The sequence below is a fragment of the Streptomyces sp. NPDC002057 genome (genome assembly GCF_040296665.1).
In the GTDB taxonomy this organism is placed as follows: Bacteria; Actinomycetota; Actinomycetes; order Streptomycetales; family Streptomycetaceae; genus Streptomyces.
In genome coordinates this window covers 67,700-92,111 of the sequence record NZ_JBEOXR010000007.1, presented here as the reverse complement: position 1 = coordinate 92,111, position 24,412 = coordinate 67,700, and the positions used below count along the sequence as shown (strand labels likewise).

Genomic DNA, 24,412 nt, shown 5'->3' with positions numbered 1-24,412 from the left:
GGGAGCCTCAGACCGGCAGCGGCTCCGTGCCGATCAGCTCGGCGATCCGGTCCGGTGCCACCGCCCGCGAGTACAGCCAGCCCTGCCCCGTGTCACAGCCGATCCGGCGCAGCCGGCTCGCCTGCCCCGAGGTCTCGACGCACTCGGCGGTGACCGTGAGCCCCAGCCGGTGGGCGAGTTGCACCAGGGCCTCGACGATCAGCTCGTCCGCCGGATTGGCGTGCTCCTCGTCCTGGAAGCCGCGGACGAAGGAGCCGTCGAGCTTGAGCACCGAGACCGGCAGCCGGCTCAGATAGGCCAGGTTCGAGTAGCCCGTGCCGAAGTCGTCGATCGCGATCCGCACGCCCATGTCACTCAGCGCCTGGAGCGCCTGGAGCGGCCGTCCGGCCGAGCCCATCACGGCGGACTCGGTCAGCTCCAACTGGAGCAGGTGCGGGGCGAGACCCGTCTCGGCGAGGATGCCGGCCACGTCCGCGACCAGGTCGGAGTCCCAGACCTGGCGGACCGCCACGTTGACGCTCACGAAGATCGGGCGTTCGCGCGGATGGTCCTTCTGCCACTGCCGGGCCTGGCGGCAGGCCGAGCGCAGCACCCACCGGCCCAGCTCCACGATCGAGCCGTCCTCCTCGGCGATCCCGATGAACCGATTCGGCGGGAGCGAGCCGAACTGCGGGTGGTTCCAGCGCACCAGCGCCTCCACCCCGCGCACCGCCCCGTCCGTCAGATCCACGAGGGGCTGGTACTCCAGGGCGAACTCCCCGCGCTCCACGGCCGGCCGCAGCGTGGAGGAGAGCGCCTGCCGGGTCATCCGGTGCGCGTTGCGCTCCGGGTCGAAGAGCGTCCAGCGGGCCTTGCCGTCGGCCTTCGCCCAGTACAGCGTGGTGTCCGCGGCCTGCATCAGGGCGGTCGCCGTCGTCCCGTGCCCGGAGCGCTCGACCACGCCGATCGAGGCGGAGACCGACAGCCGCTGACCGGCCAGGTCGAAGGGGAGCTGGAGCGCGCACAGCACCGAGCGGGCCAGGTCGGCGAGTTGCTCGGTGCCGGTGGAGTCCTCGACCAGGATCGCGAACTCGTCCCCGCCGAGCCGCGCCACGAGATGGCCGCCGCTACGGGTGTAGCCGTCGCTGTCCGCGCACTCCGTGAGCCGCGCGGCGACGGCGGCGAGCAGCCGGTCGCCGACCCGGTGGCCGAGGGTGTCGTTGACGGCCTTGAAGCCGTCGAGATCGAGGTAGCAGAGACCGATCCGCCCTGTTCTGCCATACCCGTACGACTCGTACGAAGAGCTGACCGCCTCCGTCGCGTCGGCGTCGTCCCCGCACCCGGCGTCCTGGGCGGAGGCCTCCAGGGCCGCCGAGAGGCGTTCGAAGAAGAGGGCGCGGTTGGGCAGCCGGGTCACCGGGTCGTGCATCTGGAGGTGGCGCAGCCGTGCCTGGAGCTCGCGCCGGTCGCTGATGTCCGCGATCGACAGCAGGACGCGCCGGCTGTCGGGGACGGGCGCGACGGTGACCTCGGCCCACAGCGAGCGCCCGTCGGGGTGCTTGAGGCGGCGCGTGCAGCGGAAGCGGGAGCGGCGGCCGCGCAGCACCTCGCGGTACGCGTGCCAGGTGCGCCCGTCGGAGGCGAGGTCGACCAGATCGGCGGCGGGCTGGTCCCGGAGCGCCCCGGCCTCGGTGCCGAGGAGGGCGCCGAAGGAGTCGTTGGCCGTGACGACGACGCCGTCCTGGTCGACGACGGCCATGGCGAGCTGGGAGACCCGGAAGGCGGCGTGGTAGTCGCGGAGTTCGGCGTGGTGACGCTCCGTGAGTGCGGGCTGGGCCGCGTACGTCTCCGGCGGCTCTGGGTGCACCGGTCCTTCGGGGGTTCCGCTCACCGCTCGCTCCCGTAGTGCAGTCGGGCCGGTCACATGTGGTCGGGACGGTCGGCCAAGGAAGAGTGAGCCGATCATAGAGCCCGTGCGGGCGGGCGTTCCAGCTCCGGGGGGCCATGGGGGAGCGTTCGCGGCCGGGGGGCCGCCCGCCGGCGCACCCCGGCCGATCGTTTCTGCGCGGGTCTGACACGGGTCTGCGAGGACATGACCGAATGTGACTTTCCGTGAGCTGAACCGCGCTCGTGTCGCGTCGACCCCGTGGTGCGCCCTCACCCGACCGGGGCAGCGGAAACATGCGAAACGCCGCAAACCGTCACAAGGTGGGTGGGGTATCCCGCATTCCCGATCCGGAGGTCCACGTGAGGGCTCAGCAGCCACCCGGGGGAGTGGAACGCTCGCGGCTGCGTGCCGGTGCGGCGGCCTTCACCTCGCTCGCCGCCCTGGCCGCCACCGGGCTCGTCGCCGGCCCCGCCGTCGGCGCGCCGACGGCGGGGCCCTGCGCCCTGCCGCGCACCGCGGCCCACCACTCGCTCGGCCTCGACACCTGGAACACGTCGTACCCGCGCCCCGACCGCACCCTCGACGCGGTCATGGTCTTCCTGTCCTTCCCCGACGCCGAGCCGCTCACCACGCCGGCCGAACTCGCCGCCGACCACTTCCCCGCCACCAGCGAGTTCTTCACCCGCGCCTCCTACGGGCGCTTCACCCTGCGCCCGCACCCCCAGCGCGTCTGGACCCCGATGCCCAAGGAGTCGGCCGCGTACGACATACGGCGGGACTGGGACGCCGGACAGCGCGCCGCCTACCTCCGTGACGCGATCGCCGCCGCCGACGCGGACGTCGACTTCTCCCGGTACGACATCGTCTACCTGGTCGCCGACCCCGACGCGCCGGGCGTGGACTCCGACGCGACCAAGGTCGTCAACCTCGAACGCCCGCTGGAGGTCGACGGCACCGAGCTCCGGCGCGTCGTCACCGTCTTCGAGCGGCACCCGCCCGACCGCAACGTCCTCGCCCACGAGACCGGGCACGTCTTCGACCTGCCCGACCTCTACCACCGCCCGGAGGACGGCAAGGGCGACTGGGACACCCATGTGGGTGACTGGGACGTCATGGGCAGCCAGTTCGGGCTCTCCCCGGACCTCTTCGGCTGGCACAAGTGGAAACTCGGCTGGCTCTCCGGCGCCCAGGTGACCTGCGTCCAGGGCGCGGAGCCCCGGCTGGTCAGCCTGGAGCCGACCGACGCCCCGCCCCCGCCCGGCGGCACCCTCGGCACCCGGCTCGCCGTGGTCCGCACCGGCCCCGACAGCGTCCTCGCGGTCGAGGCCAGGACCGACGCCGGGAACAACGCCGACACCTGCAGCGAAGGCGTGCTCGTCTACCGGGTCCGGGGCGAGGCGGCCTCCGGCGACGGCCCCGTCGAGGTCGTCGACGCCCATCCGCACACCGAGGCCTGCTGGGACCGCTCGGTCTACCCGCCGCTCGCGGACGCCCCCCTGGAGGAGGGCGAGACCCTCACGGTGCCCGGCACCGGGGTCCGGGTCGAGGTCACCGACCGCACCGGAACGGGCGGCTGGACGGTCAGGATCACCCCGCCCGCCGACGGCTGACGGGAACCGGCGCCCGGCCCCGCCCGGAACCGGCCCGGAGCACGAAGAAGCCCCCCGCTTCCGCGAGGGGCTTCTTCTGTCGGTGCGCCGCCAGGGACTCGAACCCCGGACCCGCTGATTAAGAGTCAGCTGCTCTAACCAACTGAGCTAGCGGCGCCTGCTGACGTCGTAGACATTAGCACCCGGATCGGCGGGAGGAAAAATCGATACCCGCACGTCGGCGGCGGAGATCGCCCGGACGGCCCGCACACAGGCCCAGAGCACGACCTCGGGGCCGGGAAGCCAGGGATTCCGGGTGTCGGGCGCCACCAGCCAGCGCGGCCCGGTGTCGCCGGACGGCACGAGCGGGGGCACGGTCACCGCGTCCCCGACCCCGTGACAGAGCGGCCGGGGGACCGCCTCGCCCCACTCCTCCCAGTCGAGCAGCGCCGGCAGCCGCTGGGCCGTGCCCGGCGCGGCGAACAGCATCATCCGGCCCCGGTGCACGGCGACGGGGCCCGACCCCGGGCCCTCCAGCCACAGCCGGTCCAGCATCCGGCGCCCGAAGACCGGGTCCACGTTGACGACGTCGAAGACCGTCCCGCAGGGCAGCGTCGCGGGGGAGGCCGGACGGGCCTCCCAGCGGGTGAGCGCGGCCTCGCGGCCACCGGCGGCCGAGGCGAGCCAGGCGGCCCCGTCGGCGGTCACCCGGGCGGTCTGGTGCCGGCCCTCGTCACCCTCCCGGAGGAACCGGAAGATGTCGTGCGGGGTCTCGTCGCGCAGCCACGTCGTCATGGCTCCAGATCTACCGGGCGTCACCGGCCGGTCGCCGAGTGTTCACGGAATCCCGGACAGGAGGGGAGGGCGAGGAGTATCGTGCCCCCCGGCATATGCCAGGGGTGCTTTTTCGGCCAGGGCGCGGTGGCCCCCGAAACGGCGCCCACCAGGCCCGCTCACTCCTCGCCGGGCCGCCCGTTCGTCCGGATCAGGTCGCGGCCGAACTCGATCATCTTCCGGGCGTAGTCCTCGGTCCACTGCGCCCGCTCGGCGACGTCCGCCGCAGTCAGCCGGTCGAACCGGCGCGGATCCGCCAGCTGCGCCGCCGCGATCGCCTGGAACTCGGTCGCCCGGTCCGTCGCCGCGCGGAACGCGAGCGTCAGCTCGGTCGCGCGGGACAGCAGCTCCCGCGGATCCTCCAGCGACTCCAGGTCGAAGAAGTGCTCCGGATCGGCGGTCGCCTCGGCAGGCTCGAAGACCAGCGGAGCCGGCCTGAGCCGCCGCTGTCCGCCCCGTTCCGCGGATTCCGCCATCGTCCGTCTCCTCCTCGCACAGGCACGGCCCGGAATCCCGGGCCGTCTTCCATTGTCCCGCGCCCCGCAAGAGCGCGTACCTCCCCCCGTACGCCCCCGGTCCGCCCCCGAGCCCCGGTTTCGGCGCCGGGAGGGCGGCTCAGGGCCTCCAGGCCACCCGGTGTTCCGCCAGATGCGCGAGGACCGCGTGGTTCGCCTCCCAGCCGTCCGGGAACGACACCGCGACCCCCAGCTGGACCGGCTCCGTCGACGGATGCGCGTCGAGCAGCTCCGTCACCCCCGCGCGGCACACCACCACGCACGCGTGCCGGTGCCGGGAGGCGAGCACGCACAGCCGGCCCGTCTCCAGGTGGAAGGCCGTCGCGTCCGGGCGCCCGGACAGGGGATGGAGGACGACCGTCACGTCGTACTCGCGGCCCTGGAGCCGGTTCGCGGTGTCCACCGTCACCCCCGTCACGCCCAGCTCCGCGAGCGCCGCCCGGACCGCCGCCGCCTGGTCGCGGTGCGCGGTGCCGACCGCCACCCGGTCGGGCGTCAGGGGTACGGGGGTCTCCGCCCGCTCCGAGACCGCCGCGCCGCCCCGGTCGAGGAGCCGGCGCACCACCAGGGCGACCGCGCCGACCGCCTCGGGGTCCGTCCGCGGGGTGTGCCGGGCCGGCAGTTCGAGCAGGCCCCACCCCGACTCCGCCGCCTCGTCGAGGACCCGGTCGGGACCCGACCCGTCCGACGCCACCGCGAAGGAGAGCCTCCGGTCCCCGTGCCCGGTGCCGCTGCGGAACGGCGTGAAGGGGTAGAAGGCGTCCGAGACCAGCGGCGCGGCCGAGGCGGGCAGCCGCCAGGACACCGGCAGCCGGTGCTGCGGCAGCTCCGGGTTGTGCGCGAGCAGGGTGGAGACCGCGCTCGCCGACGGGTCGTACGAGAGCCCCGCCCACTGCTCCGCCCCCACCACCGAGAACGGGTCCAGCTGCCCGGGGTCGCCCACGAACAGCGCCCGCTCGAAGAGGCCCGCCACGGCGAGCAGCGCGTCCGAACGCATCTGGTACGCCTCGTCGACGATCGCGTGCGCCCACGGTTCGACGTTCTTCACGTGGCCCCACTTGGCGGCCGTGGAGATGACCACGGGCAGCCCGGCCAGCTCCCCCGCCTTCGCCGACTTCCGTACGTTCTCCAGGTCGTCGAGCGCCTTGTCGTACGGGTCGGAGTCGTTCGAGTGCAGCCGGCCCACCTCCAGCTCCGGCTCCTTCTCGGCGAGCCTCAGCACCAGGTCGTCCACCTGCGCGTTCGTCTGGGCCACCACCATCAGGGGGCGTCCGGCGGCGGCCAGTTCGAGCGCGGCCCGCACCACGAGCGTCGACTTCCCGGCGCCGGGCGGGGAATCCACGACGACGCCCCGGGAGGCGCCGTGCAGGGTGTCCGCGAGGATGGCGGCCGTCGCCCGGCCGGCCTCAGCCGACGGGTCGAAGACCTGCGTCGCGGTATCGGACATCGACCGGCTCACAGCACGTCCTCCGAGGTCACGGCGTCGGGCAGCTCCACCGCGTCCGTACGCGGCGGGCCGCCGTGCGTCCAGGGCGTCTCCTCCGGATCCGGCAGCTGCGGCCCGACCCGCTGGTCGTGCTCGAACAGCGTCCAGGAGATCCGCTCGCCCTTCTCCGGCACCGAACCCTCCGCGGGCTCCTTCGAACGGCCCATCCGGTCGAGGAGCCGCAGCAGCAGCGCCCCGTCCTCCTCGTACCGCACGAACTCCGCCGACTGCGGCTTCCCGTCGAGCGAGCGGAACACCTTCACCCGCTCGCCCAGGTGCGGCCGGTCCTCCGTGCGGACCGTCAGGAGCGGACGCGGCGCGGGCCGCTTCGACTCCGTCCACGCCATCGTCACCTCGACCACCTCGGCCGCGAACGCCTCGCCCGCCAGCCGCCGGCCGGCCAGCACCAGCGGATCGTCCAGGGCCTCCTGCGCCTCCAGCTGGCCCTGCGCCTGCTCACGGGCCGCGAGCTTCCGGGCCGCCGTCACCGCGTCGTCCCGGCGCGGCTGCGGCGGCTCGCCGGCCGTCACCCGGTCCCGGTGGGCGGTGAAGGACCAGCGGTCGCGGGTCCAGCGGTCCTCGACCCTGGCCCCCTCCGGCAGCTCCCGCAGCAGGCCGACCGAGCGCCAGACCGCGTCCCAGGTCGGCTTCAGCTGGGAGACCACCAGGCGGCGCAGCTCCCGCTCGGCCCGGTGCAGTTCGCCGAGGCCCGTGTCGGCGGCCTCGCCGTCCTCGGCCGCGCCGAGCGCCTGCCGGGCCCGGTCGTACCGCTCGATCGCGGGCGCGAGGAGCCCGTTGTCGAAGGCGGGGTCGGTGGCGGGTCCGGCGGGCGGGCACAGCAGCTGCCCCCGGGAGTCCCGGCCCGTCTCCGCCCGCAGCGCCGCCTCGGCGCCGGGCTCCCCGTCGGACGGGTCGATCCAGGCGAGCAGCGCGCCCAGGTGCTGGTCCTCCAGGGAGGACTGCCCGGTCGCCCAGTGCCGGTTGAGGAGATCGGTCGCGGAGAGCAGCAGCGAGGAACCGGGCACCCGGGCCCGGTCGCCGAAGTGCGTCAGCCAGCGCCCGAGCAGCGGGACGCGCGGCGGCGCCGGGAACGGCGTCTCCGGGTCCTGCTCGGCCGTCCGCCGGAACCGGGTGGACCGCCCGAGCAGCCGTACGTACTCCACGCCCGCCCGGCTCGGCACGAGCAGCTGCGGCGCGTCCGCGCACAGCTCGACCTCGACCTTCACCTTCTTGCCGGTCTCGGGGTCCGTCTCGCTCCGCTCCACCGCCTCGACGGCGTCCGTGAAGGAGTCGACGTACGGCAGGACCTCCTCGGCCAGGTCGGCGAGGAACGCGAACCGCAGGTCCCGGTCCCGGGGCTGGGCCACCACCAGGAGCCGGGGCTCCTCCGGGTCGGTGCCGACCAGGGCACCCAGCGGGGCCCCCGCCTCACCGGCCGTCGTCAGCGGGACGAGGACGAGGGGCCGCGCGGAGAGCCGCCGGTGCCGGACGGTGGCGAGCGGCTGCGCCCGGCCCGACTCGACGGCCTCCAGCCGGGCGAGGGTGGAGATCAGCGACATGCGGGGGCCTTTCGGGGCACGGCGCGGGCGGGGGGTGTCAGCAGGGGCATTCGGTGTGCTCCAGGGCAGTGCGTGCGGGCGCCGATGCCAGCGCCTCCTCGCGCAGCGCCCGCGCCCGGCGCAGCGCCGCCACCGCCGGGTCCGCCGGGTCGCCCTCCTCGCCGCGCGAGGCCGCGAGCACCGCGCCGACGGTCGTCAGACCGCCCAGCTCACCCCGTACCGAACGGCCCAGGGTCTCCACCGCGCCCGCCTCCCGCGCCCGCGACCGGCAGTGGAAGGCCAGCTCGCAGGCGGCGAGGCACTCCGGCGCGTACTGATGGGGCACCGATTCGACGGCCGCCGTCAGCTCCTGCGCCGACCGCTCCACGTCGAAGCTCGTGCCCTTCGGCAGGGCGTCCGCGATCTCGTCGATCCGGGTCAGCCGGTCGAGCTGGCGGCGGGTGACCGAAAGCTGCTTGCGCACGTCCACGACCGAGGCCGTCGGCACGTTCGAGAAGTCCTTCGGGCAGACGAGGAGCACCGACCGGGCGACCCGCGCGCCCTCCGTGCGGGCGGCCACCCGCTCCAGGGCCAGCACGTACACGGCGGCCTGGCGGGCCGCCGCGCCCACCTTCGACGCGTCGGCCGCGCCGTCGACCATCGGGAAGGACTTGATCTCCACGACCGTCCACCCGCCGTCGGGACGGACCACCACCGCGTCCGGCTCCAGGTACACGGGCGAGCCCGCCACCTCCAGGGCGAGCAGCGGATGGTCGAGCAGCGCCCAGCCGCCGGCGCCGGTCGCCTCCCGCAGGGCGAGCGCCGTGCGCGCCACCCGCCCCTCGGGTCCGGCCGCCGCCAGATCCGGCACGGACACCGTGCCCGGCTCCTCGACGCCGATCAGGCGCAGCAGCTCGCGGCCGCCGTCCGCCTTGACCTTGGCCTCGAAGGAGTTGCCCCGCACGATCGCGAACTGCGACTGCCCGAACGGGGCCGGTGAGCCGAGCTTCGCGGCGAGGGCGGACTTGTCGACGCCGGCGCCGTCGAGCAGGGCCCGCCGGCTGCAGCCGGGGTTGGCGGCCAGCGCCGCCAGCGCCCGCGCGTCCAGCGGACGCGGTGGAGTGCCCGGCCCGCGCAGCTCAGCGAGCTTTCCCCGAGTCCTCGGCTCCGCTCGGGCAGGGGAGACCCCGAGCCGACGTGTCGTCTGCGGAGGTTCTGACAGACCGCTGTCCAGGGATGCGCTCACCCGTGGAAGTCTCGCATCCGCCACTGACAACCGGGGGCGCTTCCGCCCTCCCGCGCAGCCGGGCGGCGAGCCGCAGGGCGTGCGGGGTGAGCAGCAGACCGGCCCCCATCACGGCCGCGCCGGCGACCGCGTCGAGCAGATAGTGGTTGGCGGTCCCCATCACGACGACCGTCGTGAGCAGCGGATACGCCACCCCGAGGGCCTTCGCCGCCGGTGTCCGCCCGTACCGCCACAGCATCACCCCGCACCACAGCGCCCAGCCGACGTGCAGGCTGGGCATCGCCGCGTACTGGTTGGTCATGCCGCCGAGCCCGCGCGGCGCGCTGGCCTCGCCGCCCCACCAGCCGTACGCGCTGAAGTGGGCCATCGTGTCGGTGAAGCCGTACGCCGGGTCGAGCAGCCGGGGCGGGCAGGTGGGCAGCAGGGTGAAGCCGACGAGACCGAGCAGCGTGGAGACCATCAGCCAGGTGCGGGCGGCCCGGTACTCCGCCGGGCGGCGGCGGAAGAGCCAGATCAGGAGGGCCGGCGTGACGAGGTAGTGCAGCGAGGCGTACGCGAAGTCCGCCGGGATCCCCAGGGCGGGCACGTCCGTGAAGAGCCGGTTCAGCGGGCTCTCGGCGTCGATCCCCAGCGCCCGCTCGACGCGCAGGATCCCGAGCCCGTGGTCGACGGCCGAGGCCTCGTCGCCCCGCACCAGCAGCCGTCCGCCCGAGTAGGCCGCGTACACGACCGCGATCAGCGACAGCTCGGCCCACCAACGTGGCTTGCTCATGCGGAAAAGTCCCCCCAGACGGTCATGGCCCCGGGGGAGGTGACGCGGGGCGCCGCCGGCAGGTTGCCCCGACGTCACCCCGAATCCACGTGGGCGATGATGGGAGAGGCACGTCCGCACCGTGAACCCCTGGAGATCCTTCCCATGGCACCGCGCATCCTGCTCGCCCGGCACGGCCAGACCGAGTGGTCACTTCTCGGCCGGCACACCGGCAGGACCGACATACCCCTGCTCGACGAGGGGCGGCGCGGCGCGAAGCTGCTCGGCGAGCGCCTGCACCGCGGTCCCTGGCAGGGCCTGCCGGGTGTGGAGGTGCGCACCAGCCCGCTGGTCCGCGCGAGCGAGACCTGCGAGCTCGCCGGCCTCGGCGACCGGGCCGAGCCGTGGGACGCGCTGATGGAGTGGGACTACGGGGCGTACGAGGGGCTGACCCCGGCCCAGATCCAGGAGATCCGCCCGGGCTGGCTCATCTGGCGTGACGCGGTCCCGGAGGGCGAGTCCCTCGCCGAGCTGTCGGCCCGTGCCGACGAGGTCGTGGAGTGGGCCCGCTCGGCCGACCGTGACGTCCTGGTCTTCGCGCACGGCCACATCCTGCGGTCGATCGGCGCCCGCTGGCTGGGCGAGGACGTCTCCTTCGCCTCCCGCATCCGCCTCGACCCGACGAGCCTGTCGGTCCTCGGCTGGGCGTACGGCGCCCCGGCGGTCGAGCGCTGGAACGACACCGGGCACCTGGAGTAGTCCCGGGCGCGGGGACGTGCGGTCGGGACGCGGCCGGCGCCCGGCGGGTGCGTGCGGTCAGTACGCGGCCAGCACCCGGCGGGTCTCCGCCAGCATCCCGCGGATGCGCGCCGAGGCGATGCCCTCCAGGGAGTCCACCACCCGCCTCGCCTCCACCGCCGCCTCGTCCGGCCGCCCGGCGTGCGCGAGGTCCTTCGCGAGATGGGCGCGGTAGAGCGCCAGGTTCCGGGCGAAGTGGGGGTTCTGCAGGACCGTGGCCCGGTGGGCGTGCCGGGCGGCCCGGCCCCAGTCGCCCAGGGCCGACCAGCACTGGGCCTCCAGGGCCTCCCGCTCCGGCTCGCCGAAGAACGACATCCACTCGGGGTCGCCGTCGGCCGGACCCCGGTCGAAGAATCCGTGGGCGCGGCCGAGCGCCTGCTCGCAGGCCGAACGGTCGCCGAGCCCCGCCCACGCTCCGGCCTCCCGCAGGGCAAGCAGGGAGAGCAGCCGGGCCGAGTCCAGCGGCTGCGCGGCCCGCAGGCCCGCCTGCGCCGCCCGCACCGCCTCGCGGTACCGGCCGGTGTCGCGGGCCAGGAAGGACGTGTTGCAGAAGGCGTGCGCCTCCAGGGCCGCGTTCCCCGACACGCGCGCGGTGGCCAGGGCCTCCGCGTAGTGCGAGCGCGCGTCCTCGTGCCGGCCCGAGTCGTGGGCCAGCCAGCCGACGGAGAGGGAGAGTTCGCCCGCGCCCGCGTGCAGCCGGTCCTCGGTGGAGCGGCGGGTCATGGTCCCCGTGTCGAGCAGGGTGTACGCGGCCCGGAGGGGCTGGGCGGCGACCTTGTAGAGCCCGTCGGCGCCGTGCCGGTCGTCGAGCAGACGGATCTGCCGTACGGCGTCCTCGACGGCCCGGACCTCGGCCTCGCCGATCCGGTGGGTGCCGCGGGGGGCGGGGATCGCGACGGCGGTGCCGCCGAGTCCCAGCGAGGCGGCCGCCAGGGTGGCGGAGCCGCTCGTCATGAATGCGCGACGCAGCACGTCGCTCTCCTCATCGTTCCGGGTCGTGGTGGCGGCGGGGGAGAGGGTCCCGGCCGGGACGGCCTGCCGCCGGCCGCGCACCGACTCCCGCGCGGAGAAGCCCAGGTCGGAGAGGTCCAGACCGGGGAACATATGGAGGAAGACCCGCTCGTACGCGTAGTTGGGGCAGCGGATCTCGCCCGCTTCCACGCGCCCGATGTAGCGGGCGTCGCACGCGACCTGTTCGCCGATCTCCCGCGCCGCCCGGCGGACCGCCGCGGCGAACTCCGCCGGCGAGTGCTGTCCGCGGAGCCGGCGGAAGGCGAGATTGGGAACTGCCCGTGACATCGCCATGGCCGAGCCCTCTCCTGTGCTGCCGGTGGTGGTCCGGCAGCACAGGAACGTACCTGCTGTGACAGGATGCCTACGCAGAGTTTTGCTACAAATCGGATATCTCGCCTGGGATCTGCCATGAACTGCCATCCTTTGCGGCGGGAAACCGCCGTAGCCGTTGACGCGTCCGGGCGTTGAACCGTAAGGGAGAGACGGAACGTGTCTCCTCAGGAGCGAGGAGGGGTCCCCATGTCGGAGATCGGTTCGCAGTCGGCCACGTGGCACGCGTCCGCCCCGGAGGCCGACGGGCCCCAGCCCGCCGCCGAGCCCTGGGACCTGGTGACCGTGCCGGTCCGACAGGGCCTGGAGGCCGTGGACATCCTGCGGCGCGGCGCCGTCCCCGCCGTCGGCCCCGTCGTCCACGACGGCACCTGCGACACCCTGGGCTTCCTCGTCCCGCCGGGCACGGCCGCCGCCTGGGACATGCCCGGCAGCGCGTGTACGCGGACCTCGGGACGCGGCCTGCGCCTCCCCGAGCTGCCGGAACTGCCCGAACCCGCCGGGGACGCGCCCCGCCCCGCCGGCTGGCTGCTGCCCCCCGGGGACACCGACCCGGTCACCGACCCCGTCGTCCTGCGCGAGGCGCTCGGCGAGGCCGCCCGCCTCATCGAGGCGGCCGACGGCTGCCACTGAGGCACCGTTCCGGCCGCCGTCGCGCCCTCCGGTCCGGCCCCGCCCGGCCGCCGGGCGGGCCCCTCCCGGCTGCGCCGATAATGGGTCCGTGGCCAGGAACAAGCAGCGTGACCGGGCGGCGGCTGCCGTCTCCGTCGTCGAGACCGTCGACGGCGGGCTCGCCGAACTCATACCCGACCGGGAACGCCCGCGCGCCTGGACGCTCCTCATCGACGGAGCCCCGCAGTCCCACGTGGACCTCGACGACCCGGCCCACCTCTCCTTCGAGTACCAGCGGCGCCTCGGCCACATCGCCGACCTCACCGCCCCGCCGAACCGCCCCCTCCAGGTCGTCCACCTCGGCGGCGGCGCCTTCACCCTCGCCCGGTACGTCGCCGCGACCCGGCCCCGCTCCACCCAGCAGATCGTCGAACTCGACGGACTCCTCGTCCAGCTCGTCCGCCGGGAGCTGCCGCTCGACCCCGGCGCCCGCATCCGGGTCCGCTCCACCGACGCCCGCGCCGGGCTCGCCAAGGTCCAGGACGGCTGGGCCGACCTCGTGATCGCCGACGTGTTCAGCGGCGCCCGCACCCCGGCCCATCTGACCAGCACCGAGTTCCTCGCCGAGGTGCGGCGGGTGCTGCGGCCCGGCGGGCTCTACGCGGCGAACCTCGCCGACGGTCCGCCCCTGACCCATCTGCGGGGCCAGATCGCCACGGCCGCCACCGTCTTCCCCGAGCTGGCGCTGACCGCCGACCCGACGGTGCTGCGCGGGCGCCGCTTCGGCAACGCGGTCCTGCTCGCCTCCGACCGCGAGCTGCCGGTGGCCGAGCTGACCCGCCGGGTCGCCACCGATCCGCACCCGGGCCGGGTCGAACACGGCCGCGCGCTCGCCGACTTCGCCGGGGGAGCGGCGCCGGTCACCGACGCGAGCGCCAAGCCCTCACCCGTACCGCCCGCCTCCGCCTTCCGCTGAGCCGGACGGGCGGCGCGGTCCCCTCGGGCGGCGCGGCCCCTCGGGCGGCGCGGCCTCAGACGGCGCGGTCCTCGATCTCCACCCGGGGTGCGGTGTCGTGCCAGACGCAGAAGACGGACAGCTCGCGGCCGTTCGCCGTGAACGTGACCCGGATCCACGTCGGCTGCTTCCACACCTGCATCTGCCAGCCGGAGGCGGGGGTGGCCGAGACCAGTTCGGCCGAGGTCTCGCCGAGGTCGAAGGTGACCCGGCCGCCGTCCACCGTCCAGGTCTTCACGTTCGAGCCGGAGTCGGCCGGGGCGGTGGACGGCGGAGCCTCGGTCGTGGGCTTCGCCGGCCGTGACGGCGGCGCCGAGGGGGTGGCCGGGGTCGAACGGCCGCCGCTCGGCGTGGGCTTCGTGGTGGGGGGCGCGGAGGGCTCGGTGGTCGCGGGACTCCGGGTCGAGGAGGTCAGCGGATCGCTGCCGCCCGCGACCGGTTCGCCGGCGCTGCCGACCGGGAGGGGCAGCGCGCGCGGAGGGTCGTAGACGGTTCCGGACAGCACCGTGTGCACTCCCCACCAGGACAGGGTGACCGCCGCGCCGGTGGCGAGCGACCAGGCCAGGGCGTGAACGAGTCCTCTTCGCATCCGGGCCATACTGCACCACACCGCGTGGACCCCCGCCGGAGGGTGGTCGATCCTTCACATTCCCCCGAATGGCGTACGGTGCGGCCCATGGCAAGTGTGCTCGTGGTCGAGGACGACCAGTTCGTGCGCTCCGCCCTCATCCGCCATCTGACCGAGCTCACTACGGAATCCCACACCGTACGGAGTGTCGGCACGGCTCTGGAGGCGTTGCGCGAGGTCGCCCATTTCCGTTTCGACGTGGTCATCCTGGACCTCGGACTGCCCGACCTGGACGGGTCCGAGGCGCTCAAGATGCTGCGCGGCATCACCGACGTACCGGTGATCATCGCGACGGCCCGGGACGACGAGGCGGAGATCGTACGGCTCCTCCACGCCGGGGCCGACGACTACCTCGTGAAGCCGTTCTCGGTCGACCACCTCTCGGCCCGGATGGCGGCCGTCCTGCGCCGGGCGCGGGGCTCGGCGGGCGAGGCGCCGCCGTCCCGGGTGATCCGGGTCGGCGGGCTGACCGTCGATCCGCTGCGCCGTCAGGCGGAGCTGGACGGCGCCCCGCTGGACCTGACCCGGCGCGAGTTCGACCTGCTCGCCTTCCTCGCGGGCCGGCCCGGTGTCGTCGTCCCCCGCAAGGAGCTGCTCGCCGAGGTGTGGCAGCAGTCGTACGGGGACGACCAGACCATCGACGTACATTTGTCATGGCTGCGGCGTAAATTGGGTGAAACGGCCGCCAGGCCCCGCTATCTGCACACCCTGCGCGGGGTCGGCGTGAAGCTGGAACCGCCCCGGGAGCCGCAGCCGTGAGATGGGCGCTCGTCAAGGTGGCGCTCGCCGTCACCGTCATGGTCGTCGTCGCCTTCGCCGTACCCCTCGGACTCGTCGTCAAGGAGATGGCCCGCGACCGGGCGTTCTCCAACGCCGAGCGGCGGGCCGCCGGTCTCGCCCCCGTCCTCGCCATCACCACCGACCGCGACGAGCTGGACAAGGCCGTCGCCACCACCGAGGACGGGGCCGCAGGGCGGCTCGCGGTCCACGTGCCCGCCGAGGAACCCGGCTCCGCGCCCCTGGAGATCGGCACCCGGCGGGCCGACGACGAGGCGCTCGCGGCCACCCGCCGGCTCGGCCGGGCCTCCATCGCCGAGGTCCCGGGCGGCTTCGCGCTGCTCCAGCCCACCGCCCTCAGCAGCGGCGAGGTCGCCGTCGTCGAACTCTTCGTCCCCGAGGGCGAGGTGTCCAACGGCGTCGCCACCGCCTGGCTGGTCCTCGCCGGGGTCGGCATCGCCCTGATCGTCGGCTCCGTCGCCGTCGCCGACCGGCTCGGCGTCCGGATGGTCCAGCCCGCCCAGCGGCTCGCGGGCGCCGCCCACGACCTCGGCGAGGGCCGGCTCGGCGCCCGGGTCCCCGAGGAGGGGCCGCCCGAACTCAAGTCGGCCGCCGTCGCGTTCAACTCGATGGCCGACCAGGTCGTCCAACTCCTCGCCAACGAGAGGGAGCTGGCCGCCGACCTCTCCCACCGGCTGCGCACCCCGCTCACCGTGCTCCGGCTCAACGCGGCCTCGCTCGGCTCCGGTCCGGTCGCCGAGCAGACCCGCGCGGCCGTCGAGCAGCTGGAGCGCGAGGTCGACATCATCATCCGCACGGCCCGGGACGCGAAGCCGCAGACGCAGGCGACCGGACCCGGCGCGGGCTGCGACGCCGCCGAAGTCGTGCGCGAGCGGATGGAGTTCTGGTCGGCGCTCGCCGAGGACGAGGGCCGCCGGGTCCGCGTCGCGGGCGTCGAGCGCCCGGTCCGGATCCCCGTCGCCCGCCCCGAACTCGTCGCCGCCCTGGACGCGTTGCTCGGCAACGTCTTCCGGCACACCGCGGAGGGGACGGCCTTCTCGATCGACGTCCACAACGGCGACGACGCCGTCATCGTCCTGGTCTCCGACGCGGGCGCCGGCATCGCCGACCCCGCCGCCGCCCTCGCCCGGGGCAACAGCGGCGCCAGGGACGGCTCCACCGGTCTCGGCCTGGACATCGTGCGCCGGATGGCAGAGGCCACCGGCGGCGACGTCCGCATCGGGCACTCGGTGCTCGGCGGCACCGAGGTCCGGATCTGGATCGGGCTCGACGGGCGCCGCACCGGGAGCACGGCCGGCCGCCGGGGCCACCGCCCGAGCCGCCGCCGGCGCGGGGGCACGGGCACCCGCCGGGCCGCCGACGGCTGACGCCGCGCCCCAACCTTTCGTGGTTCCGATGTCTTCCTTAAGCGGAGCCTAAGGATCCCCGCCCGTGTCCACGGACACCGTTTTGTCCGTTCCCCGGTCGCTAGCGTGCTGCCGCACCCCCCACTTCCGGCACGTAGAGGCAGGCACGCGATGGGCACCAGTTCGCACCGGCGCAGGGCGAGCACCAGGACCAAGGTCGTCGGGGCGGTCGTCGCCGCCGCCGTCGTCGGCGGCGCCGCGTTCGCCCTCACCGGTACGGCCCAGGCCGCCGCGGTCGGCGCCGCGTACACCAGGACCAGCTCCTGGACCGGTGGCTACACCGGGCAGTACGTCGTCACCAACGAGACCTCCGCCGCCCAGTCCGACTGGACCCTGGAGTTCGACCTCCCGGCCGGGACGACCATCGGCTCCCTCTGGAACGGCGAGCACACCGTCTCGGGGCGCCACGTCACCGTGAAGCCCGCGAGCTGGAACAGGCAGCTGGCACCCGGCGCCTCGGTCACCGTCGGCTTCGTCACCTCGGCGGCGGGAGAGGCCGGCGACCCGTCCGGCTGCCTGATCAACAAGGCGACCTGCTCCGCCGGAGGCACCGCCCCCACCCCCAGCGGCCGTCCCACCGACCCGCCCACCGCCACCGCCTCCCCCTCGGCCACCACGACCCCGAAGCCGACCGCCACGGCCACCACCAGCCCCCGGCCGACCGCCACCGCGACCACGGCGCCGCCCACCCCCACACCGACGCCCACCGCGACCGCGACCGGCGGCCCGGTCACGGCCGCCCGGTACGCGCCGTACGTCGACACCTCGCTCTACCCGGCGTACGACCTGCTCGCCACCGCCGACGCCACCGGTGTGAAGGAGTTCAACCTCGCCTTCATCACCTCCGGCGGCGCGTGCGCCCCGCTGTGGGGCGGCGTCACCGACCTCGCCGACGACAGGGTCGCCGCCCAGATCGGCGCCCTGCGCGCCAAGGGCGGTGACGTCCGGGTCTCCTTCGGCGGCGCCGCCGGCCACGAGCTGGCCCTGAACTGCTCGTCCTCCTCGGCGCTCGCCGCCGCGTACGGCAAGGTCGTCGACCGGTACAAGCTCACCAAGGTCGACTTCGACGTCGAGGGCGCGGCCCTCCCGGACACCGCCGCCAACACCCGCCGCTCGCAGGCGATCGCCCAGCTCCAGAAGTCCCACCCCGGCCTGAACGTCTCCTTCACCCTGCCCGTCATGCCCGAGGGCCTGACCCAGCCGGGCGTGGACCTGCTCGCCGACGCCAAGAGGAACGGGGTCCGCGTCGACGCCGTCAACATCATGGCGATGGACTACGGGCCGGCGTACAGCGCCGACATGGGGACGTACGCGATCCAGGCGGCGACCGCGACCCAGGCGCAGATCAAGGGTGTCCTCGGGCTCTCCGACGCGGCGGCCTGGAAGGCCGTCGCCGTCACCCCGATGATCGGCGTCAACGACGTCACCACCGAGATCTTCAAGGTCGACGACGCCACCCAGCTCGTCGACTTCGCGAGGTCGAAGGGGATCGGCTGGCTCTCGATGTGGTCCTCGACCCGTGACAAGCAGTGCCCGGACGGCGCCGTGAACCGCGCCGACGCCACCTGCTCCTCGATCCTCCAGCAGCCGCTGGCCTTCACGAAGGCCTTCGCCGCCTACAAGTAGGCCCGCCCTCCCCGTAGCCCCCCCCGCAAGCCATCGCGCCCCCCACACGCGCGCCCCGGCCGACGACACCCCACCCCCCTCGGCCGGGGCGCGCCCCCCTTCCCCGCGACGCCTCGTACCGGTCAGCCCCGCGAGGCCTTCCACTCCTCCGCGTAGTCGTCGAAGATCGCCCGCAGATGGTGGCCGATCTTCAGGTAGTCCAGGTCGTCGAGGTTGGCGAGCGAGACCCGGACCGACCACTCGGGGCCGTCGAAGCCCCCGCCGTTGAGGAGGACGACGCTGGTCTGCTCGGCCAGCCGGAACAGCGGGTCGACCGGCTCGTAGTTCTTCTCCAGGAAGTCCGCGAAGTCCTTCCCGTGCACCCGCTCGGCCTCCGCGATCAGGTCCAGCTCGATGTAGTACCCGGCCCGCTTCGGGTCCTCGGCGATCTTCATGTGGGCGCCTTCGAGGAGCAGGTCGAGCCGCCGGCGGACGATGCCCCGGATCCTCTCCTTGTAGGCCTGTCCCTGGGGGAGCAGGTCGAAGAGCGAGAACAGCGACATCATGACCTGCTGGGGGAGCGAGAGCCCGGCCGTGTGGTTGAGGGCGACCTGCCGTGAGTCGGCGACCAGACGGTCGATGAACCGGATCCGCTCCGGCTCCAGGCTGAGCGTCCCGTACCGCCTGTTCAGCCGGTCCTTCTCCTCCCGCGGCAGGTTCGCGAGCATCTCGTCGACGACGTTGTCGTCGTGGAGGCCGATGACGCCGAGCCGGTGGCCCGTGCAACCGTAGTGCTTGGAGTACGAGTACACGAGGAGCGTGTTGCGCGGCAGGTCGGCGGCGATCGAGCGGAAGCCCTCGACGAACGTGCCGTACACGTCGTCCGTCACGATCATCAGGTTCGGGTTGGCGGTGGCGACGATGTCCTTGATCTGGTTCGCGACGCGCTCGCTGAGCGCCAGGGACGGCGGGTTCGACGGGTTGACCAGGCAGACCATCTTCACCGAGGGGTCGGCGAGCTTGGCGACCTCCTCGGTCGGGTAGCGCCACTCGCGCACGCCGGTCTCGGTGAAGAGGCTCGCGTTGACCGTCACGACGTCGAAGTCGTACGTGTCGAGCTCGGGGATCTCGATGTACGGGGTGAAGACCGGCACCATCAGCGCGATGCGGTCGCCCTTCCGCAGGATGCCGTTCTTCATCAGGGAGTCGAAGATGTAGCACATCGCGGCCGTGCCGCCCTCGGTCGCGAAGAGCGACATGGTCCCGGCGGGCGGCCGCCGGTCGAACATCTCGTCGTCCAGGTAGCCGCGCACGATCTGCTCGGCGTGCGGCAGCATCCGGTCCGGCACGGGGTAGTTGTCGCCGATCGTGCTGTCGGTCAGCTCGTGCACGAACGCGTCCTTGTCGAAGCCGAAGCGCTCGACCGCGTACTCCACACAGCTCTGCAGCAGCTCGATCCCGGGCAGGTCCGGGTGGCGCCGCACGAAGGTGTCGAAGCGCTCCCCGGAGCCGGGGAGCTCGGGCATGCCGCCGAGGTCGTCGGCGGTCCAGACGCGGCGGGACTCGGAGAGGGAGAAGTAGCCGAGCGCGAAGAAGGCCTCCCGGGGGCCGGTGGCGACCCAGTTCGGGTTGCCGCGGCCCGCGTTGAGCATCTGCGTCTGCGACTTCTCCTTCTGGCCGGGCTTGCCGGCCTGCGCCGCCTGCGCGATCTGGATGAACTTGTCCTTGAGCTCGAACGGCGAGAGCTGCGCGAAGGACTGGATCTCCTCGCGGGTGAAGGTGGTCCTGGGCACGGTGACTTCCTTACGTACGAGAGGGATGCGGGTCAGTGGTTGAGGAGGACGATCACGGCGCCCCAGATGGTCAGCAGGACGTTGCCCACCGCGTAGGGGATCGTGTAGCCGAGCGTCGGGATCTGCGAGCGGGACTGTTCGTTGATCGCGCCGATCGCCGCCGTCGTCGTCTGGCCGCCGGCCAGGACGCCCATCAGGATCGGGAACCGGATCTTCTGGACGTGGTGGCCGAGCAGGAAGCCCACGATCAGCGGGATCACCGTCGCCACCGCGCCCCAGACGAGCAGCCCCCAGCCGGCCGTCGAGAGGCCGCTGGTGAAGCTCGGCCCGGCGTTGATGCCGACGACCGCGATGAAGAGGCAGAGGCCGAGGGTGTCCATGAACCACTGGGCGCCGGGCGGCACGTTGCCGTACGTCGGGTACTTGCCGCGGATCCAGCCGAAGACCAGGCCCATGATCAGGGCGCCGCCGGAGGTGGAGAGCGAGATCGGCACGCCCGACACGGTCAGGGCCGGGATGCCGACGCAGCCGCCGAGGAAGATGCCGAGGCCGACCCAGAGCATGTCGGTGGCGAAGGAGGTCGGCACGGGCTTGCCGATCGCCCTGCCCGCCGGGTCCACCAGCCGCTTCGGGCCGGTCAGGATCACCGTGTCGCCGCGCTCCAGGCGGGTGGAGAGCCGGTACGGGAACTCCGCGCCCGAGCGGTACAGCCTGTCGACGTACACGCCGACCATGAACGGCTCGCGGCGCAGTTCGGCGATCGTCCTCCCGAGCTGCTTCTTCTCCGAGGCGACGACGTGCAGGGTCTCCGTCTGGTAGCCGAGGAGTTCGACGTCGTCGGTCTCGGCGCCGATGTGGGTGCGGGCGTCGAAGTCGACGAGCGAGCCGCGGAGCGCGCTGACCGCCACCGTGTCCCCCTCGTGGAGCACCGTCCCCTGGTCGTGGTCGAGGATCCGTCCGTCGCGCCGCACCCGGGTGACGTAGACGCGGCGGCCGAGCGCCCGCTGCTGGTTCTCGACGTCGTCGATCGTGCGGCCCACGAGGTCGGGACGGTCGATGCGGTACGCGCGCAGGACGACCTCGTAGTAGCCCTCGGCCAGGTCCGGGTCGTCGCCCGGGGCGTCCAGCTCGGCGGCGAGGGCGGCCGACTCGGCGGCCAGGTCCCGCTTGTAGAGCTTGGGCAGGACGTTGGCGAGGAGCATCGCGCAGAGGATGGTGCCGAGCGGGTAGGTGACGGCGTAGCCGATCGCGACCAGGTTCTCCTCGGTCTTCATCTGCTCGGCCGAGAGCCCCGGCAGGTTGCCGATGGCGTCCTGGGCGACACCGATGACCGCGGACTGGGTGAGCGCGCCGCCGAGCAGGCCGGCGGAGAGCCCGGGGCCGTACCCCAGCATCACGGCGAAGCCCCAGGAGACGAGGAGGCCCGTCACACAGACCACGACCGCGTTGACGACCTGCGGCAGACCGTCCTTCCGCAGGCCCCGGAAGAACTGGGGACCGACCTTGTAGCCGAGGGCGAAGAGGAACATGGTGAAGAAGAGGTTCTTCACGGTGCCGTCGATCGTCACCTTGAACTGGGCGCCGAGCAGCAGACCGGCCACGAGACAGCCGGTGACGGCGCCGAGCGCGATCGCCTTGTAGCGGAGTCTGCCGAAGAGGAAGCCGAGCGCGACGGTGATGAAGACGAGCAGCTCGGGGTGGGGCTGGAAGACGTTCCGGTTGAGGAAGTCGATCATCGCGTCCCCTCACGCCCCGAGGATGCCGACGAGCAGGGGGCCGGTCAGCGGGAGCAGGAAGTTCGAGAGCGTGTACGTGATGGTGTAGCCGAGCATCGGGACCGAGCTCTGGGCCACCTGGGTCACCGAGGTGATCGCCGGGGTCGAGCACTGCTGGCCCGCGATGGCGCCGATCAGCAGGGGCTTCTCGATGTGCAGGAGCTTGCGGCCGACGAAGAGCGAGATCGTCGCGGGGATCAGGACCATCGCGATCCCGGCGAACGGCAGCAGGGCCCCGTACTCCTTGAGCAGCGGCCAGGCCTGCGGACCCGACACCAGACCCGTGCAGGCGATGAAGATCGCCAGGCCCATGTCCTTGAGGGTGGAGGCGGCCTGCGGGGGGAACGCGCCGAAGGTCTGGGTCCGGGAGCGGAACCAGCCGAAGAACAGCCCGGAGATCAGACAGCCGCCGCCGGTGCCGAGCGACATGGGGACGTCGCCGAAGGTGACCACGATCTGCCCGAGGAGCGAACCGCAGACGATGCCGAGCCCCAGGTAGATGAAGTCGGTGGAGTCGTTCTTCACGACCGCGCCGACCTTCGACGCCAGCTTCCCGAGGCCCGAGCGGGCGCCGACCAGGGTGAGGACGTCACCGCGGTGCACCACGGTCTCCGGGGTCGCCGGGAGGTGCTGGTCGTTGCGGAGCACGTCCGTCACGTACACCCCGCCGGAGGAGAACTCCGGGTGCTCCTTCGACAGGGCGTCCAGGGACCTGCCGACCGCGCCCTTGTCGGTCAGCGAGACCTGGGTGGTGGCGAGCGGGGTGTCGAGACCGGGCACGGCCGGGGTCTCGGGACCGATGACGCGCCCCGCCTCGATGATGTTGGCCCGCCGCCCGACGGTGAGCACCAGATCGGAGAGGGTCAGCTCGAAGTCGGGCGGGGGAGGGGTGAGGACCCGGCTGCCCCGCTTCACCGCCTCCACGGTGACCCGGCCGCCGAGCGAGCGTTCCAGGTCGCCGACCTTGGCGCCGTCCGCCTGGGTGACCAGGAACGTCCGGCCGACCATGCCCGGGAGCGCCTCGCGCTCGTCGGACTCCAGACCGCCGCCGGAGCCGCGCATCTTCTCCCACAGCTCACGGGAGGCGTCGCGGAGGTTGATCCGCATCATCATCGGCATGATCTGGCTGGTGTAGATGACGATGGTGATGAGGCCGAAGAGGTAGCAGACGGTGTACGCGGTGGCCACGTGGCCCTGGTACTGGGTGATCTGCTCCTGCGTCAGGCCGGAGAGGTTGCCGATGGCCTCGGTGGCCGTACCGACGACCGCCGACTCGGTGGCGGCACCCGCGAGGATGCCGGCGGCGGTGCCGACGTCCAGGTCGAAGGCCTTGGCGAGGCCGAGGGCGATGCCGACGACGGAGACGAGTTCGATGAAGCAGAGGGTGAAGTAGCGCAGGCTCTTCTTGTTGAGGTTGGCGAAGAACTGGGGTCCGGCCATGTAGCCGAGCGAGAAGATGAAGAGCGCGAAGAAGATCGTCTTCACGTCGTCGGAGATGGTCACCTTCGCCCAGGCGCCGAGGAGCAGCGAGACGATCAGGGTGCCGCAGATGCCGCCGAGCGTGATGGGGCCGACGCGGAGCTTGCCGACGAGATAGCCGGCGGCGAGGCAGAGGAAGAGGGCGAGTTCGGGGTTGTCACGCAGGACTCCCATGCGCCCTCACCTCGCCCCATCGTGACGATATGTGGGGATATTGGACATATGGGGACGCTAACAGGGTGAACGTCGAAGTGGATCAACGCCTCGCCCGAACGGGTGAGCGCCGGGAGGGTGACCGGGAACACACTCCGGAGTGGCGCCGGGGGTGCGCTCGGGGGCGCGTCCGGGAGGCGGGCGCGGGCGCGGCCGGGAGCGCGGCCGGAGGCGCGAGAACGACCGAGGCCCCGGTTCTTTCGAACCGGGGCCTCGATCATCAGGGTGAGTAACGGGACTTGAACCCGCGACATCCTGGACCACAACCAGGTGCTCTGCCAGCTGAGCTATACCCACCATGCCCGGCGGTTTTCCCGAAGGTTTCCCTGACCGGCCGAGAAGAAGTCTACAGGGTCCTGGAGGGTGCTCGCGCCCGCATTGATCCGGGGGCGCGAGCGGGCCCTACCCGACGGGGGTCATTCGGCCGGGACGACGTGGCGGGCCGCGATCTGCTTCGCGGTCTCCGAGTCCGGACCGGGCTGCGGGACGAAGATCGCCTCACGGTAGTAGCGCAGCTCGGCGATGGACTCGCGGATGTCGGCGAGCGCCCGGTGGTTGCCGTTCTTCTCCGGACTGTTGAAGTACGCCCTCGGGTACCAGCGGCGGGCCAGCTCCTTGACCGAGGAGACATCGACGATCCGGTAGTGCAGGTGGCCCTCCAGGGCGGGCATGTCCCGGGCGAGGAAGCCGCGGTCCGTGGAGACCGAGTTCCCGCACAGGGGCGCCTTGCCGGGCTCCTTGACGTGCTCGCGGATGTACGCGAGGACCTGGGCCTCCGCGTCGGCGAGCGTGGTGCCGTCGGCGAGCGCGTCCAGGAGCCCCGAGGACGTGTGCATCCGGCGCACGATCTCCGGCATGGTCTCCAGGGACGCCTCCGGCGGGCGGATCACGATGTCCACCCCGTCGCCGAGCACGTTCAGTTCCGAGTCGGTGACCAGTGCGGCCACCTCGATGAGTGCGTCGTCCGTCAGCGAGAGCCCGGTCATCTCGCAGTCGATCCACACCATGCGATCGTTCATGCGTCCTACCTTAGGGGCTCTTCACCCAGGGGGTGTCGCGTCGATCGGCGGCCCGCGTCGCCCGGCCCTGCGGGCGGGCGGTCCCGCGGACGGCGAAGGGC

At 73.2% G+C, this 24,412-nt stretch carries 20 protein-coding genes and 2 tRNA genes; 7 read left to right on the top strand and 15 right to left on the bottom strand.

Translation table 11 applies throughout. The features are described from left to right. Positions 1–7: 7 nt before the first annotated feature. Positions 8–1,870 (bottom strand): putative bifunctional diguanylate cyclase/phosphodiesterase, encoded by a 1,863-nt coding sequence (locus tag ABT129_RS08575; protein ID WP_351898278.1) that lies wholly within the window; start codon positions 1,868–1,870, stop codon positions 8–10. Between the two features lie 356 nt (positions 1,871–2,226). Here ABT129_RS08575 and ABT129_RS08570 point away from each other — a divergent pair, with 356 nt between their 5' ends. Continuing rightward, positions 2,227–3,477 (top strand): M6 family metalloprotease domain-containing protein, encoded by a 1,251-nt coding sequence (locus ABT129_RS08570; RefSeq protein WP_351898276.1) that lies wholly within the window; start codon positions 2,227–2,229, stop codon positions 3,475–3,477. 83 nt (positions 3,478–3,560) lie between these two features. On the opposite strand, the gene ABT129_RS08565 is transcribed toward ABT129_RS08570, so the two are convergent. The 7 genes from ABT129_RS08565 to ABT129_RS08535 form a co-directional block, all read right to left on the bottom strand. Further along, positions 3,561–3,634, bottom strand: a tRNA-Lys gene (locus ABT129_RS08565). After that, positions 3,625–4,251: a hypothetical protein gene (locus ABT129_RS08560; RefSeq protein ID WP_351898274.1), complete on the bottom strand. Its 627-nt coding sequence runs from the start codon at positions 4,249–4,251 to the stop codon at positions 3,625–3,627. The genes ABT129_RS08565 and ABT129_RS08560 overlap by 10 nt, the downstream gene beginning before the upstream one ends. 158 nt (positions 4,252–4,409) lie before the next feature. Next, positions 4,410–4,766, bottom strand: a complete 357-nt coding sequence (locus tag ABT129_RS08555; RefSeq protein WP_351898271.1) for a DUF8844 domain-containing protein — start codon at positions 4,764–4,766, stop codon at positions 4,410–4,412. Positions 4,767–4,905: 139 nt separating this feature from the next. Next, a complete protein-coding gene (locus ABT129_RS08550; protein ID WP_351898269.1) occupies positions 4,906–6,252 on the bottom strand; it encodes an AAA family ATPase in 1,347 nt (448 codons plus the stop codon). A gap of 8 nt (positions 6,253–6,260) precedes the next feature. Continuing rightward, the gene (locus ABT129_RS08545; RefSeq protein WP_351898266.1) at positions 6,261–7,850 is read right to left on the bottom strand and encodes a hypothetical protein; all 1,590 of its coding nucleotides are present in this window, start codon (positions 7,848–7,850) and stop codon (positions 6,261–6,263) included. Between the two features lie 37 nt (positions 7,851–7,887). Beyond that, a complete protein-coding gene (locus ABT129_RS08540; RefSeq protein WP_502981690.1) occupies positions 7,888–9,075 on the bottom strand; it encodes a hypothetical protein in 1,188 nt (395 codons plus the stop codon). Next, entirely contained in the window at positions 8,969–9,847 is an 879-nt protein-coding gene (locus ABT129_RS08535; protein WP_351898264.1) for a phosphatase PAP2 family protein, read from the bottom strand. Before ABT129_RS08535 ends, ABT129_RS08540 begins: the two co-directional genes overlap by 107 nt. Positions 9,848–9,991: 144 nt before the next feature. On the opposite strand from ABT129_RS08535, the gene ABT129_RS08530 reads away from it, so the two are divergent. Next, entirely contained in the window at positions 9,992–10,585 is a 594-nt protein-coding gene (locus ABT129_RS08530; RefSeq protein WP_351898262.1) for a histidine phosphatase family protein, read from the top strand. 57 nt (positions 10,586–10,642) lie between these two features. On the opposite strand, the gene ABT129_RS08525 is transcribed toward ABT129_RS08530, so the two are convergent. Then, positions 10,643–11,929: an NsdA family TPR-like regulatory protein gene (locus ABT129_RS08525; protein WP_351898259.1), complete on the bottom strand. Its 1,287-nt coding sequence runs from the start codon at positions 11,927–11,929 to the stop codon at positions 10,643–10,645. Between the two features lie 228 nt (positions 11,930–12,157). Here ABT129_RS08525 and ABT129_RS08520 point away from each other — a divergent pair, with 228 nt between their 5' ends. Next, positions 12,158–12,601: a hypothetical protein gene (locus ABT129_RS08520; protein WP_351898257.1), complete on the top strand. Its 444-nt coding sequence runs from the start codon at positions 12,158–12,160 to the stop codon at positions 12,599–12,601. Positions 12,602–12,689: 88 nt separating this feature from the next. Next, complete coding sequence (locus ABT129_RS08515) at positions 12,690–13,556, top strand: spermidine synthase (RefSeq protein WP_351898254.1); 867 nt, start codon at positions 12,690–12,692, stop codon at positions 13,554–13,556. A 55-nt stretch (positions 13,557–13,611) separates the two neighbouring features. On the opposite strand, the gene ABT129_RS08510 is transcribed toward ABT129_RS08515, so the two are convergent. Beyond that, complete coding sequence (locus ABT129_RS08510) at positions 13,612–14,193, bottom strand: hypothetical protein (RefSeq protein WP_351898252.1); 582 nt, start codon at positions 14,191–14,193, stop codon at positions 13,612–13,614. A 78-nt stretch (positions 14,194–14,271) separates the two neighbouring features. Here ABT129_RS08510 and ABT129_RS08505 point away from each other — a divergent pair, with 78 nt between their 5' ends. The 3 genes from ABT129_RS08505 (at position 14,272) to ABT129_RS08495 (ending at position 18,053) form a co-directional block, all read left to right on the top strand. After that, positions 14,272–14,982: a response regulator transcription factor gene (locus ABT129_RS08505; protein WP_351898250.1), complete on the top strand. Its 711-nt coding sequence runs from the start codon at positions 14,272–14,274 to the stop codon at positions 14,980–14,982. Then, positions 14,979–16,388 carry a HAMP domain-containing sensor histidine kinase gene (locus tag ABT129_RS08500; RefSeq protein ID WP_351898248.1) on the top strand — a complete coding sequence of 470 codons (1,410 nt, stop codon included), beginning with the start codon at positions 14,979–14,981 and terminating at the stop codon, positions 16,386–16,388. The genes ABT129_RS08505 and ABT129_RS08500 overlap by 4 nt, the downstream gene beginning before the upstream one ends. A 150-nt stretch (positions 16,389–16,538) precedes the next feature. Beyond that, positions 16,539–18,053, top strand: coding sequence for a glycoside hydrolase family 18 protein (locus ABT129_RS08495; protein WP_351898245.1), 1,515 nt, complete (start codon positions 16,539–16,541; stop codon positions 18,051–18,053). Positions 18,054–18,175: 122 nt separating this feature from the next. Here the strand turns inward: ABT129_RS08495 and ABT129_RS08490 are convergent, their stop codons facing one another. The 5 genes from ABT129_RS08490 to orn form a co-directional block, all read right to left on the bottom strand. Then, positions 18,176–19,825 carry a bifunctional aspartate transaminase/aspartate 4-decarboxylase gene (locus tag ABT129_RS08490; protein ID WP_351898243.1) on the bottom strand — a complete coding sequence of 550 codons (1,650 nt, stop codon included), beginning with the start codon at positions 19,823–19,825 and terminating at the stop codon, positions 18,176–18,178. A 32-nt stretch (positions 19,826–19,857) separates the two neighbouring features. After that, positions 19,858–21,561, bottom strand: a complete 1,704-nt coding sequence (gene aspT, locus ABT129_RS08485) for an aspartate-alanine antiporter (RefSeq protein ID WP_351898241.1) — start codon at positions 21,559–21,561, stop codon at positions 19,858–19,860. A gap of 9 nt (positions 21,562–21,570) precedes the next feature. Next, the gene (gene aspT, locus ABT129_RS08480) at positions 21,571–23,253 is read right to left on the bottom strand and encodes an aspartate-alanine antiporter (protein WP_351898239.1); all 1,683 of its coding nucleotides are present in this window, start codon (positions 23,251–23,253) and stop codon (positions 21,571–21,573) included. A 263-nt stretch (positions 23,254–23,516) separates the two neighbouring features. Then, a tRNA-His gene (locus tag ABT129_RS08475) sits at positions 23,517–23,589 on the bottom strand. A 119-nt stretch (positions 23,590–23,708) separates the two neighbouring features. After that, on the bottom strand, positions 23,709–24,311 hold the full coding sequence (gene orn, locus ABT129_RS08470) for an oligoribonuclease (RefSeq protein ID WP_351898237.1): 603 nt from the start codon (positions 24,309–24,311) through the stop codon (positions 23,709–23,711). Between the last annotated feature and the right edge of the window lie 101 nt (positions 24,312–24,412).